Origin of the sequence: Agarivorans litoreus, assembly GCF_019649015.1 — a bacterium.
Classification (GTDB): Bacteria; Pseudomonadota; Gammaproteobacteria; order Enterobacterales; family Celerinatantimonadaceae; genus Agarivorans; species Agarivorans litoreus.
The window spans coordinates 1,202,871-1,216,589 of record NZ_BLPI01000001.1; the positions used below are offsets into that span (position 1 = coordinate 1,202,871).

The following is a 13,719-nucleotide window of genomic DNA, read 5'->3' on the forward strand; positions in this document are numbered from 1 at the left end:
TTACAGCAATTTATTAGCCATTTAAACAAGGCAGTGAGTGTGAAGTTAAGTGGGCTTAATAATCACTCACTAACGCTCAATAAATGGCTAAGAAATGCTGCCCGAAGGGTTCAGATAGGCGAACTTTACTCTTTGTTGAACACTTCTCGCTTAGCCCACTAGGCTTCTAAGTGCTCGCCGCGATTAAAGCCCGCTTATCTCGAATAAAATTTCAACACCAAAGATCAACAACCCCTAAACAATCTAAAATACCCAGCCTTAGCTGTTAAGTTAAGGCTGTTTCAGCACAGCCCCTTCGATTAAACTACACCAGCCTCTTGTTACTCTAGGACTCAGTATGCAAAAAGTTGTACTTGCCACCGGCAACCCCGGCAAAGTGGCCGAGCTTTCGGAATTACTTAAACCACTAAACAAGCAAATTATTGCCCAAAGTGAATTTGCCATAGAAGACGCCGCCGAGACTGGCACCACCTTTGTGGAAAATGCCATTATTAAAGCCCGCCACGCGGCTCAAATTACTGGGCTCGCTGCCATTGCTGACGACTCGGGTTTAGCCGTAGACTACTTAAATGGTGCCCCCGGTTTATACTCGTCTCGCTACGCTGGCGAAGATGCGAATGACCACGACAACGTGCTAAAACTATTAGATGCAATGAAACAGGTACCGCCAGCCCAGCGCGGCGCAGAGTTTCACTGTGTATTGGTTTACTTGCGCCATGCCGATGACCCAGCACCGCTAATTTGCCACGGTAAATGGCGTGGTAGCATTACCGAAGAAATTCATGGTGCAGGCGGTTTTGGCTATGACCCAGTATTTTGGGTTGAACAACATAAGGCAACGTCTGCTCAAATCAGCAAGGCAGAAAAAAACGCCCTTAGCCATCGCGGTATTGCGTTACGCCAGTTGTTAGCGCAAATGGAAGCGCAAGCATGCTAAGGCTTAGCCCAACACTTAGCCTTTACGTTCACGTGCCTTGGTGCGTGCAAAAATGCCCCTATTGCGATTTTAACTCCCATGGTCTTAAGCAAGACTTACCTGAAGCCGACTACATACAAGCCCTGCTGGCCGATTTAGATGGCGACTTAGCGCGCTTCCCTGCCTTACATGGCCGCGCCTTGCACAGTATTTTTATTGGCGGAGGCACCCCTAGCCTGCTATCTGCCCAAGCTATCAGCGATTTATTGCAAGGCATCAAACAGCGCTTGGTTTTAGGCCCTGAGACCGAAGTTACCATGGAAGCCAATCCCGGTACCGCCGAGGCAGAGCGCTTCGCGGGTTATTTTCAAGCAGGGGTAAACCGCTTATCCATTGGCGTACAAAGCTTTCAAGCTGAGCACCTCACCAAGCTTGGCCGCATTCACAGTGGTGACGAGGCCATCAAAGCCTTTGAGTTTGCCCAGCAAGCCGGTTTTAAGCGCATTAACCTTGATTTAATGCACGGCTTGCCAAACCAAAGCCTCGAGCAAGCTATGAGTGACCTGCAACAAGCGTTTGCCCTTGGCCCAAGCCATTTATCTTGGTATCAACTAACAATTGAAGCCAATACCGCCTTTGCTTCTCGCCCTCCCAAACTGCCCAACGAGGATCTGTTATGGGATATTTATGAGCAAGGCCACCAGCTACTGCAACAAGCAGGCTTCGAGCAATACGAAGTCTCGGCCTACTGTAAAAATGGCGACCGCTCACAACACAATCTTAATTATTGGCGTTTTGGCGACTACCTAGGCATTGGCTGTGGCGCGCACGGCAAAATAAGCGACCTAACTCAACAAGCCATCATACGAACAGAAAAAGTTAAACACCCTAAGGGTTATTTAGCACCCGAGCGCGAGTTTATGTTTAAGCACTGGGCAGTGGAGCAAGATGATTTAGCCTTTGAGTATTTCTTAAACCGCCTACGTTTGTTTGAAGATATTCCCAAGGCTGAGTTTATTAACTTAAGTGGTTTGCCGCTTAGCAAGCTTGAGTCATCGCTTAAAGAGGCAAGGCAACAAGAGCTATTAGATGAACATGATCAGCATTGGGCGGTAACAAAAAAAGGCCGTTTATTTCTAAACGACCTTCTCAATTGCTTTACTGATTAAGCGGGTCATTAAGACTCGCGAGCGAATATCAAATCCCACACACCGTGGCCTAAACGATGGCCACGGTTTTCAAATTTAGTTAATGGACGCCATTCTGGACGCGGCACATAATCATTAGTGTCAGAGGTATTGCTATAACCCGGTGCAGCTTGCATGACTTCTAACATGTGCTCAGCGTAGTTTTCCCAGTCTGTCGCCATGTGGAATACGCCGCCAATCTTTAGCTTCTTACGCAACACTTCAACAAACTCAAGTTGCACGATACGGCGTTTGTGGTGACGCGCTTTGTGCCATGGGTCTGGGAAAAATAATTGAACAGTATCTAAACTATTGTCTGGAATACTGTCATTCAATATTTCTACTGCGTCGTGTTCAAATACGCGTAAGTTTGAAATGCCCGCTTCAACAGCATCTGCCATGCACGCGCCAACTCCAGGGCGGTGTACTTCAATACCAATAAAGTTGGTTTCTGGGGCAGCCTTGGCCATTTCTACTAAAGAAGCACCCATGCCAAAACCAATTTCTAATACGGTTTTAGCTTCGCGACCAAATACCTCTGCCAGTGAATAGTTGCTGGCTTGGTGGTCTAGACCCATTTGCGGCCAAAACTCTGTTAATGCCTTTTCTTGACGTTTAGTTAAACGACCTTCGCGCTTAACAAAGCTGCGAATTTTACGAAGACGTTTATCTTCAACTTGCTCTTGAGAAGCCTCAGGTGCTTGGTTTTGGTCTTGCTCGCTCATGATATTTCCAGACTAGATATTGCAGGGACATTCTAAATGTAGAACAGGGCTGGCATTATCCAAAGATCTCGCCGTTGTGCAAGCTTTGCACGCTAAAGCTTGCAATGTTTTGCAGCAAAAATTAGCTCGAAAGGTGAACAGCCCCTAGCGTTTATTTGGAGCTAGCCCGCCTACTCGCTCAATTAAACTTTGTTGCTGCCTGAGGTTTACCGCTTTAGCCACCACTCGCTCACCCGCCGGGTAATGGTTCAAGTTATTACCATTCACCCAATCAGCTTCTGGCCTAATGGGCCTGGGGCAAAACCCGCCACCGCAATTTGGACAAACATTAGCTAAAACTGTTTCCACACATTCTTTACAAAAAGTGCACTCAAAGGAACAAATCATCGCGTTGGTTGCATTGGCTACTAAGGGTATTTCGCAGTGCTCACAACAAGGTCGTAGTTCTAACATGATTACTCCATCAATCACTACACTATAATAAAGACAGCTTAAGAAACTAAACTGACCACTTAGGCTAGTTGAGCTTAACAATAACTCTAGATTACACTGCCAATAAACGCCTAGGATATAGCAATGACCCACAAACCCAGCTCTAGACAATATAGCGATGAAGAATTCCATGGCGGAGACGCCCCGCTATATACCGGAGATGGCTACAGTTTTAAGCAAGCCCAAGCGATGGCCACCGTGATTTATCAACCCGCCCATTTTAGCCCACAAGCTCCCGCAGGCATGCAAGGGCAAGGACGTTTAGATGGCACATGGATATATAGCGAAGAGCCAGACAAAGCCGAAGGTATTTTAGCCAGCGGTATAGAGCTGGTGATGGATTCAAGCCTAGAAGCCAATGGCAGTATCGGTTTGCATCAACATACTCATACCGAAGAGCTTTATTACCTGCTCAGTGGCGAGCTTGTTATTACCGTGGTTGAAGGAGAAGAGCAGCAAACCCAAACCCTTAAAGTTGGCGACTCCCACTGTATTCACCCTGGACAAAGTCACTTTGTGCAAGCTGGCTCTACTGGCGCCCGCTTTATTGTGGTTGCCGCCAAAGTTAACAATTAGGACTTCGTAAATTGCTTTTTAACAACACGCCCGCCATTAATAGTGCAGCGATTATTGGCTGCAACTGGGGTTTAGTGCACTTAGGCGCTTTGCAGCAAAGCCAAGTAGAGGTTAAAGCTTTATTTGATTTAGACATAAACAAAGCCCAGCACCTAGCAAAGCAACATGGCATTGCTGCAGCTTGCAACAACATCGAGCAGATTCCTCCAGTAGATTTAGTGATTATTGCCAGCCCCGCAGCCTCGCATTTAGCACTTATCGAGCATTTTAAAAACACTGCCATCATCTGTGAAAAGCCGCTAATGGGCTTAAACACAGCTGAGCCCTTATCCAGCTGGCCACAAAACCTATGGGTAAACTATGCCTTTAATTACTTAGCAAGCGCCCAGCTTATCAATAGCTTGTTGGAGGCCGAACAACCAGTTAAGGCTCGCTTAAGCTCACAAGTAAACTTGCCGCTTAACTTTACCTTAGAACAGTGGTTTTTAGAGACAGCTAGCCATCCCCTATCTTGGTTATTACATCAACTCGGCGAACCCAAACAGCTATCATCTACAACACGTCAGGGGCAGCACGGTAGTCAACACTTGAGCTTAAAGCTGGCATGCAAGCAGCATCAGATTGAGGTGGATTTTAGTTTGGGAGGTTCTCCCGGCATTTTTCATCAAATCAACTTAACCCAAGGCGACAATAACATTGAGTTGCAAGGCGAATATGTACCCGGCCAAGCTTGGCGTTTTGCGCCAGTGTTGTTAAATGGTGTAGCGCAAAATAATGGGGAATATCATCCGCAGGATTGTTGGTTACAAGCCAATCATCGCTCTACATCTACCATCATCGAGCACTTACGTGGCCACATAAGTAAACAGGAGCTACTCGCTGCAGGCGGATTTAGCCCTAACAAAGCGCTTTGGTTAGAACAAAGCCTAGTAGCCACACAAAGATAGCGGTTGTTTCTTAAGCTTAAGCGCGGGAAAATAGCAGCAACTTTCATTATTTGAGCAAAGTGTGAAAAATGAAACTCGATAGTAAAGACAAGTTAATACTCGATTTGCTGCAACGAGACGTAAGCATCCCGCTCAACGACATCGCCGAACGGGTAGGTTTATCGGCAACGCCTTGCTGGCGTCGAGTGCAAAAACTAGAGCAAGCAGGCTTTATTCGCCACAAGGTCGCCTTACTCGATAGGGCTAAGCTCAATTTAGGCGTGACCGTGTTTGTCAGTGTGCGCACCTCGCAGCACGACCAACAATGGTTGGATCAATTCAAGCAAGCCATTCAAGATATTCCGGAGATCATTGAAGCTCACCGCATGAGTGGCAGTATCGACTACTTGTTGCAGGTTGTAGTGCCCAGTATCGACGACTACGACAAAGTATATAAGCAACTGATCGAACGCTTAGCCTTTACCGATGTAAGCTCTGCCTTTTCTATGGAAGTCATGAAATCGACCACCTCGCTGCCAACCCACTATTTAAACTAAGCACTTTTAATGACCAACAATCTCGCAAACTTTTCCAGCCGAGTGGTTACTTGGTATCACCAAGCTGGGCGTAAACACCTGCCTTGGCAGCAAGACAAAACACCTTACAAAGTTTGGTTGTCGGAAATCATGCTGCAGCAGACTCAAGTGGCCACAGTTATTCCCTACTTTGAACGTTTTATGCGACGTTTCCCTACGGTGAGTGACTTAGCTAAAGCCGATACCGATGAAGTGCTGCACCTTTGGACCGGCCTCGGTTATTACGCACGAGCGCGTAATTTACACAAAGCCGCTAAAGTGATTGCCGAGCAACATAATGGACGATTTCCCGAAGATATCGACCAAGTTATCGCTCTACCGGGCATTGGTCGTTCAACCGCTGGCGCGGTATTGTCTTTATCCTTAGGACAACGCCATGCCATTTTAGATGGCAACGTAAAGCGAGTACTGGCTCGTCACCAAGCGATAGCAGGTTGGCCAGGTAAAAAGCCGGTGGAAAACCAACTATGGGAACTGGCCGAAGCCAATACGCCAGAGCAACAAACCACCGAATACAATCAAGCAATGATGGATTTAGGCGCCATGGTCTGCACTCGCAGCAAACCTCGTTGTGAGGTTTGCCCTGTAGCCGAAGACTGCCAAGCGCTTAAGTATCAGCGTCAAGGCGACTTCCCCGGCAAAAAGCCTAAAAAGGTATTGCCAGAAAAACCCACTCAAATGCTGATTTTGCATTGGCAACAGCAGTTTTTGCTCTATCAACGCCCCATGCAAGGGCTTTGGGGAGGCCTATATTGCTTCCCTGAAATTAACATTGAAGACAGCATTAGTGATTGGCTAAATCAGCAGCAAATGAGCGCCGATGCCATTTATGAGCTCTCGCCGCTAAGGCACACCTTTAGCCACTACCATTTAGACATTCAACCTTCGCTCATCGAGCTTAGCGAAGCGCCTAACTTACAAGTCATGGCAGACAATCAACAACTTTGGTATAACATGCAACAAGCACCCAAAGTTGGCTTAGCTGCCGTTACAGAAAAGCTGTTAAAAATAGCGCAACAAGCACTTTAATTTAGCCTTTGCCTCCCTTAGGCAAAGCAAGCAAAAAGGACCTATTATGGCTAGAACCGTATTTTGCCAACGTTTAAAAAAAGAAGCCGAAGGCTTAGATTTTCAACTGATTCCTGGTGATGTGGGCAAGCGCGTTTTTGACAACATCAGCAAAGAAGCCTGGACCGAGTGGCAAAAAAAACAAACCATGTTCATCAACGAGAAAAAACTTAACTTGATGAATCAAGATGACCGCGAGCTATTGCAAGCAGAAATGGTTAAGTACCTGTTTGAAGACGGTGAAGTGGATATTGAAGGTTACACACCACCCAGCCAATAAACGCCGAGGTTGAACCCAAAAAACAGAGCACCAGCTCGTTTTTTTATTTCTAGTAATTAGGGTCTGTTGATCTTTGGTGTTGAAATGTTGCTCGAGATAAGCGCACTTTAATCGCGGCGAGCACTTAGAAGCCTAGTGGGCTAAGCAAGAAGTGCTTAACAAAGAGTAAAGTTCGCATATCCGAACCCTTCGGGCAGCATTTCTTAGCCATTTATTCAGCGTTAGCGTGTGTTTATTAAGCCCACTTAACTGCACACTCACTGCCTTGCCTAAATGGCTAATAAATTGCTGCAAAAACCATCAGCAAAGATCAACAGACCCTACAGTTTAACGATTAGGCGGCACTTGAAAATAGGCATTTTCAGTGTCTTGGTAAGCGCTTAAATCCACTTCTTTACCTTGGTAGCTCAGCGCTATCTGCGCCGGCTCACTAACAGTGACAGCAAATGGAGCTTGTCCCTGCCATTGCTGGTAAGTGCCAGCTTCTAAGGTTTGATTAACTAAAGTGCGCTGCTGGCTATCTACAATACGTAGCTTAAGCTCACCATTCACCCGCACGCTAATAGTCGCCGGGCGATAGTAATGGCGCGGATAGTCATGTGGATACCAATAGTCCCAAGGATCATCTAACCAATATATCGTGGTGGTAGCACGATGATAGGTGGCAATATTTCTTCAGGTGGGATCACTTCTTCTGGCGGCGGAGCAATCGGTAGTTCTACCTCTGGCTGATCAACTTCGGGTAATACTTCAGCGATAGGCGGATCAGGCTCTAACTCAGGCAATTGTTCTGGTTCTGGAAAGTCGGGCTCAGGCTCAGGGAAATCAGGCTCTGGAAAGTCCATATCCATGTCAAACTCATCTTCGGCAATAGCCGCCGTTGGCATTTGGCCAGCTATAACGAGCAAGATCATAGCGAGATAGAGCTGTTTCAACATAATCGACTCAAACTTTGGTGAACTCTTTATTAGCCTAGCCATTCAAGTCAGTTAAAGCCATAACACTTATTGCTAACTAGCCCCAACACACTTTTCTGATAAGCTTAATTCTCACTCGATGAAGGACTGATGCTGTGGCTTGGCAAATCTTAAGTATTGTTGCACCGCTAATAATTATTGTGGTGTTGGGCCTAATTTATGGCCGTAAACACCGACCCGACATTAGCGCCGCTAATCGCATGAATATGGAGATATTCTGCCCTGCCTTAATCTTCTCGGTGCTGGCAAATACCCAGTTAGAGCTAGCGGATTATAGCGAACTGCTACTAGCATCAATTTGGGTAGTGTTAGGTTCCGGCCTAGTATTGCTTCCTCTGATTAAGCCTTTAGGGTTAAAGGCGCGTACCTTTTTGCCACCAATGATGTTCAACAACGCCGGTAACTTGGGACTACCGCTGATTATTTTGGCCTTTGGCGAAGCCGCCATGCCGATTGCAGTGATTCTATTTGTGGTTGAAATGGTCTTACATTTTTCGGTAGGGCTATATTTTATTGATACCAAAGCAAAGCTGCTTTCCACTTTGCGTATTCCGGTGATTGTTGCTGCCATTGCCGGCATAGTTTGGGGAGCCTTAGAGCTCTCACTACCCAAAGTCATTGCCACGCCAATAGAAATGCTCGGACAAATATCGGTTCCGCTAATGCTATTTACCCTAGGAGTGAGATTAATCGATGTAGATTTAAAAGATTGGCGCATCGGTATGATTGGCGCTATCGCTTGCCCTCTTAGCGGCCTATTGTGTGCTTTCATCGCCATTGCTATTTTGCCGCTCAACAGCTTGCAACAATCTTGCTTAATTTTGTTTGCAGCTTTACCGCCCGCCGTACTCAACTTTATTATTGCCGAACAGTATCAGATTGAACCGCAACGGGTAGCCTCCATTGTAATGCTGGGCAACATCGCCAGCTTAGTATTTATCCCGTTAGCCTTGTTGTGGGTACTACCTACAAATTAATCATTTTTTACTCTGAATTTGCCGCTAAGTTATTCAAGGCAATTAGAATTCCTGCCTAAGTCCACTATATTTATCTTAATACGCTCGCATAGTGGACTAACAAATGAAAATAAGAACAAAGTTTTTGCTGTTGTTACTCGCAGGAGTGGTTATCCCTGTATTAGTGATTTCAATCATCACTGTTTGGAGCGTACGCAATAGCGCTGAACTCAACTTCGAACAAAGAAGCACTGCAGAGCTCGGGCATATTGATACCACCTTTTCCATCTACCTGAACGGCCTAGCCGAAGATGCTAAATTTCTCGCTACCTCTAAAGTCATCCGACAATTAGACCATAGTGTAACCACCTACATGGGCAAACCCAGCACCATGATGACACCAGATAAAATTGGCGGCTTAGAGCAAGAAGCCTTTCACTTTATGCGCGAATTTGGCGAAGCACGGCCCGACCTAGCCTATGTGTACTTGGCAATGGATCATGGTGGTTATATTCAGTGGCCTTTAGGTAAAAACTCTGCAGACTATGACCCTAGAGTGCGACCTTGGTACCCATTATCTATAAATTCGACAACCCCAGTACGTATTCCCGCCTACCAAGATTTAGTTACCAAAACCCCGCTAGTAGACTACATGGTACGTTTTGAAGGCGCCAAAGGAGCATTTGGTACTATTGGCGTAGATGTCACCCTAAGTAAACTCACAGACTTAATTAAAAAAGTGAAGTTTGGCGAGCAGGGTTACATCATCATGATTGAAGACAGCAATACGATTTTGGCCGACCCATCAAACGAAGAAAACCTGTTTAAAGCGATTGGCGAAGTGGCGAGCTATCAGACAATTCAAAGCGCATCACCGGGCTTACATACCGTACAGAAAGACGGTGAGACTTGGCTGGCCAACGTGTATTTATCTCCTGAACTTAACTGGCGCTTTATTGGCTTTATGCCTGCCAGCGAAGTTTATCAACAGGCAAACTCACTAATCACCTTAATAATAGGCGTTGCCATTTTGATGACAGTGGTATTTATCGCCATTGGCTTTACCTTAATGAATGTGATCACTAAACCAATGATTACCATCACCGAAGGCTTAGAGGGCATTGCATCTGGTGAAGGCGACTTAACTCAGCGTTTAGATATCCAATCTAATGATGAATCGGGGCAAATGGCCAATGCCTTCAACCGCTTTGTAGAATCGATTAACTCATTGGTTGCCAGCATTAAAGGCAATAGTGCACAAGTAGATAACTCCGCGGCGCAAGCCAGTGAGCTCTCCAGCACCATGAAACAAATAGCAGAGGGGCAACTAGCCGCTGTAGAACAAGTTTCAACCGCATTCCATGAAATGGTAGCCACCTCTAATGAAGTAGCGTCAAACTGTAGCCAAGCAGCTTCTAGCGCCGACGACAGCCAGCAACAGGTAGAGGAAGGTCATCAACTTATTCAAGATACGGTGCGCGCGGTTAGCCAACTAGAAACCACCTTGAATGAGTCCAATCAAGCCATGGATGAACTGTCGCAAGAATCCGCTAATATCACTGTAATCTTAGATACCATTCGCGGCATTGCTGAACAAACTAACTTGTTGGCCTTAAATGCCGCCATTGAAGCCGCCCGAGCGGGTGAGCAAGGCAGAGGATTTGCAGTAGTTGCAGACGAAGTGAGAACCCTCGCTGGCCGCACTGCCGAATCTACAGAAGAAATCGACAAACTATTGAGCAACTTGCGCCAACAAACTTCCAATGTAGCCACTAAGCTTTCTAGCAGTATTGAACACTCAAGCACCACGGTAACTGCCACCAACCAAACCAGCACAGTGTTTGAGGCTATACTACAATCGGTACTTACCATTCGAGACATGGCCACGCAAATTGCAGCTTCAGCAGAAGAGCAGCACTTGGTAGCAGAAGAGATCAATCGTAACATCACCGATATTCATGACGGCTCAAGTCAAGCAAACGAGGTATCTCAACAACTAGAACAAAGCGCAACCGCTCTTAACTCTCTCGCGGGAAGCTTACAAGAAATGGTATCGCGATTTAAAACAAACTAGGGTCTGTTGATCTTTGGTGTTGAAATTTTGTTCGAGATAAGCGGGCTTTAATCGTGGCGAGCACTTAGAAGCCTAGTGGGCTAAGAAAGAAGTGCTTAACAAAGAGTAAAGTTCGCTTATCCGAACCCTTCGGGCAGCATTTCTTAGCCATTTATTCAGCGTTAGCGAGTGATTATTAAGCCCACTTAACTGCACACTCACTGCCTTGCCTAAATGGCTAATAAATTGCTGTAAAAACCATCAGCAAAGATCAACAGACCCTAACAATACGGAGAATTAAAAAGCCCAAGCATTTTGCTTGGGCTTTTTGTTAAGTATCTAGCGGTTTTCGAGGCGACTGTAATCCAGTACGCCAGACGCCAGAGGCTCTGCCTGAAGATAAGCTTGATGGAGACGATCACTAAATGGCCAAAACTCATTATTAGTTCTGCGAATACCGTAACGCTTCATAAATGCTTGATAATCTTGTTCGTTAAATACTTGAACTAGGCTTTGCTGCAACTGTTTTAACTCAGACTTCTCTACTCGCCAAAAGGCACTTGGATAGGCCCCCACTAACCCAGGTAAAACGCTTAATGTGTCTTTATCAGGCTCAAGGTTATTACTTTCTGAGAACAAACTAGAAATGTTGGTATGCGCATTATGCCTTAACAAGGTGTAGTACTCTGGCTCTGCTTTCTCTACATCGTCTACTTGAATAAATACCACTTGTGGCAATAGTTTGATGGCACCACCTTTCCAAGCACTAAGGTCTGTAGCAAAATCAACCACTTCTCGGGAGTATTTTGGCCAAGTAATATCATGTTTGTGACTTAAGATTGGCGTAAGCTTTTCACCAATCATATCAAACAATTGCTGTTTGTAAGGCGCATTACCGCTGTACTCAACTGCGCTTTTGAAAAAAGCTTCTTGTGGGCGAGATTCTACAAAATGAATAATGTTTTTATCTGCACCAACATACCAACTACGCAGCTCATCATATCTTGCTTCAGCAGGCAAAAACGAAGCAAAACTAGCTTCGCCTTCCATACGTAAAAAGTCCATATATAAACGAGTAACCAACTGGTGACCTAAATTTCCATAAGGATCATAACCTGCCACCAACAAATAATGAATCCGCTCAAACAAGGAGTAATCAACCACCCAGGCCGTTTTAGGCTGTTTACCCACGGTACCTTTTACTACGCTGGCGCTGTCAAAATGGCGGAATATAGTGAGTGCGGCATTGGGATTTTCACCATCACCATCCCATAACAAGTCCAAATTAATTAGAGTGCTATCTTTGCTTAACCACTCATTTAATTTCTCTATACGCGCATTCATGTACTTTTTATGACGTTTTGAGTAACGCAACCAAGTACTAACGGGTAAAACATTACTTTGCGCTACAGAGGGCATTCTTAAGTGGTCACTTTGTTCAGCTAAAAACTCTCCCTGCGATTGCTCGAAACGGTTGTCAGGATTAGCAAAATACACCCAAAAATGGTCTTGGATAACATTTAAAGCTACTTGTCCTCGACAAACAGGTCCTTTCATAAAGCCCATAATAAAGGTTTCGGCATCATCTAACATAAAGCGATAACGGCCATCTATGGTTAAATCTTTAAATGCCACAAAAGGGTTACCCGCCACTTTAGGTTTGTAACTAGGTAAACTACTTACTTGAGTATCTTCTCCCAAGAACCACTTGGTCCAGCGCTGTTGACGAGCTTTGTCTAAGCGATAAGGTATATGCGTTTTAACTACAATGGTTTCCCGCTCTGGTGCTAAGCGGTAATAGACTCGGCTTACATCAGGGTCGTCGTAAGGTCGACGGGTTGCAATTTCATCTATCGGAGTACCAGGAGCGGTTCGAGAACGCACTAATTTAAAAAAGGCTGGGCGAGAATTTGGGTCGTCGTCAAAGTACAGATGAGTGATAAACAAATGCTCGTATATATAACGCGACATTAATTGCTCTTTTAAGGAATCTCCGTTTAAAAACTGTTCCCAATGAGAGACTTGTTCACTGAGTTTTCGATGTTCAGTTAAATCATCAGCCATTGGTGCGCCACTAGCTAGCCAAGCGGTTAAGGTATCAAACTCTTGATCACTAATTGCTGGCAAACCATAAGGCATCCCCCATTCCGGGTGCGAGGCTTGCACCTTGGCGTAACCTTCGATACCCACACACTGCTGAGCACGATCTAAGGAAAAATCAAATGCATCAGGATCGAGGATTTCGTTACCTGGATCTACATAATCACGCTTTTGCTTTAGTGCTTGGTACATTACTCCGGCTTCTAAATTAGCTTGCTCGGTTTGAACACGCTCATTGAGTACCGGATTAAAGCCTTTTTGACGCCACATTTGAGTGGACTTTGCATCAGTATATAGACGGGTGGTTGGAGCAGCGGTTACTCTGCTTGCATGATATACACGGTCGGTAGTAACTCCGCGATCAATGCCTGCTGCAGAGGTCAATTTCAATTGACACGGTGCATCGTAGCAAGCGTGGCACATCACACAGCGCTGATCCAAAATAGGCTTCACCTCTGTAATAAACTCTGCTGCTGGAGGATGGGTCTCAGGAAAAATTCGCGTTTGTACCGACGCTTCACCAAAACGTTGATCAAACTGATTAACAATTATGCTCGAACAACCGACTACAAACAGCAGCCCCCAAAATACACCAAAACGTTTAAACATAACTCTTCCCTGATACAGCCTTATTTTCACTAGTAGGCACTAAATACTATGCTAAGTATATAACAACTAAGGCAGATAGCATGCTAAATAACATGTCAGCCAAGGTCATTAATTAGGGTCTGTAGATCTTTGGTGTTGAAATTTTGTTTGAGATAAGCGGGCTTTAATCGCGGCGAGCACTTAGAAGCCTAGTGGGCTAAGCAAGAAGTGCTTAACAAAGAGTAAAGTTCGCTTATCCGAACCCTTCGGGCAGTATTT

14 protein-coding genes are annotated in these 13,719 nt (G+C 45.4%); 9 read left to right on the forward strand and 5 right to left on the reverse strand.

The window, feature by feature from the left end; translation table 11 throughout:
• Positions 1-337 precede the first annotated feature (337 nt).
• Positions 338-937 carry an RdgB/HAM1 family non-canonical purine NTP pyrophosphatase gene (rdgB, locus tag K5L93_RS05595; protein WP_220718832.1) on the forward strand — a complete coding sequence of 200 codons (600 nt, stop codon included), beginning with the start codon at positions 338-340 and terminating at the stop codon, positions 935-937.
• The gene (hemW, locus tag K5L93_RS05600) at positions 931-2,085 is read left to right on the forward strand and encodes a radical SAM family heme chaperone HemW (protein WP_220718833.1); all 1,155 of its coding nucleotides are present in this window, start codon (positions 931-933) and stop codon (positions 2,083-2,085) included. Before rdgB ends, hemW begins: the two co-directional genes overlap by 7 nt.
• 8 nt (positions 2,086-2,093) lie before the next feature.
• Here hemW and trmB read toward each other — a convergent pair whose 3' ends face one another.
• Together trmB and K5L93_RS05610 are read right to left on the reverse strand one after the other, a co-directional pair.
• The gene (gene trmB / locus K5L93_RS05605) at positions 2,094-2,828 is read right to left on the reverse strand and encodes a tRNA (guanosine(46)-N7)-methyltransferase TrmB (RefSeq protein ID WP_220718834.1); all 735 of its coding nucleotides are present in this window, start codon (positions 2,826-2,828) and stop codon (positions 2,094-2,096) included.
• Positions 2,829-2,972: 144 nt separating this feature from the next.
• The gene (locus tag K5L93_RS05610) at positions 2,973-3,281 is read right to left on the reverse strand and encodes a DUF1272 domain-containing protein (protein WP_220718835.1); all 309 of its coding nucleotides are present in this window, start codon (positions 3,279-3,281) and stop codon (positions 2,973-2,975) included.
• Positions 3,282-3,404: 123 nt separating this feature from the next.
• Here K5L93_RS05610 and K5L93_RS05615 point away from each other — a divergent pair, with 123 nt between their 5' ends.
• The 5 genes from K5L93_RS05615 (at position 3,405) to K5L93_RS05635 (ending at position 6,766) form a co-directional block, all read left to right on the forward strand.
• A complete protein-coding gene (locus K5L93_RS05615) occupies positions 3,405-3,896 on the forward strand; it encodes a cupin domain-containing protein (RefSeq protein WP_220718836.1) in 492 nt (163 codons plus the stop codon).
• Positions 3,897-3,907: 11 nt separating this feature from the next.
• A complete protein-coding gene (locus tag K5L93_RS05620; RefSeq protein WP_220718837.1) occupies positions 3,908-4,843 on the forward strand; it encodes a Gfo/Idh/MocA family oxidoreductase in 936 nt (311 codons plus the stop codon).
• 68 nt (positions 4,844-4,911) lie between these two features.
• Complete coding sequence (locus K5L93_RS05625) at positions 4,912-5,379, forward strand: Lrp/AsnC family transcriptional regulator (protein WP_016401384.1); 468 nt, start codon at positions 4,912-4,914, stop codon at positions 5,377-5,379.
• Positions 5,380-5,388: 9 nt separating this feature from the next.
• Positions 5,389-6,447 carry an A/G-specific adenine glycosylase gene (gene mutY / locus K5L93_RS05630; protein ID WP_220718838.1) on the forward strand — a complete coding sequence of 353 codons (1,059 nt, stop codon included), beginning with the start codon at positions 5,389-5,391 and terminating at the stop codon, positions 6,445-6,447.
• Positions 6,448-6,493: 46 nt separating this feature from the next.
• Complete coding sequence (locus K5L93_RS05635; RefSeq protein ID WP_016401386.1) at positions 6,494-6,766, forward strand: oxidative damage protection protein; 273 nt, start codon at positions 6,494-6,496, stop codon at positions 6,764-6,766.
• Positions 6,767-7,093: 327 nt separating this feature from the next.
• On the opposite strand, the gene K5L93_RS05640 is transcribed toward K5L93_RS05635, so the two are convergent.
• Together K5L93_RS05640 and K5L93_RS05645 are read right to left on the reverse strand one after the other, a co-directional pair.
• Positions 7,094-7,318 (reverse strand): DUF4115 domain-containing protein, encoded by a 225-nt coding sequence (locus K5L93_RS05640; protein ID WP_220718839.1) that lies wholly within the window; start codon positions 7,316-7,318, stop codon positions 7,094-7,096.
• A gap of 74 nt (positions 7,319-7,392) precedes the next feature.
• A complete protein-coding gene (locus tag K5L93_RS05645) occupies positions 7,393-7,704 on the reverse strand; it encodes a hypothetical protein (protein WP_220718840.1) in 312 nt (103 codons plus the stop codon).
• Between the two features lie 134 nt (positions 7,705-7,838).
• Between K5L93_RS05645 and K5L93_RS05650 the strand changes: the two genes are divergently transcribed.
• The gene (locus tag K5L93_RS05650; protein ID WP_220718841.1) at positions 7,839-8,720 is read left to right on the forward strand and encodes an AEC family transporter; all 882 of its coding nucleotides are present in this window, start codon (positions 7,839-7,841) and stop codon (positions 8,718-8,720) included.
• Between the two features lie 103 nt (positions 8,721-8,823).
• Positions 8,824-10,773, forward strand: a complete 1,950-nt coding sequence (locus tag K5L93_RS05655) for a methyl-accepting chemotaxis protein (protein ID WP_220718842.1) — start codon at positions 8,824-8,826, stop codon at positions 10,771-10,773.
• A 318-nt stretch (positions 10,774-11,091) separates the two neighbouring features.
• Here the strand turns inward: K5L93_RS05655 and K5L93_RS05660 are convergent, their stop codons facing one another.
• Positions 11,092-13,461, reverse strand: coding sequence for a fatty acid cis/trans isomerase (locus tag K5L93_RS05660; protein ID WP_220718843.1), 2,370 nt, complete (start codon positions 13,459-13,461; stop codon positions 11,092-11,094).
• Between the last annotated feature and the right edge of the window lie 258 nt (positions 13,462-13,719).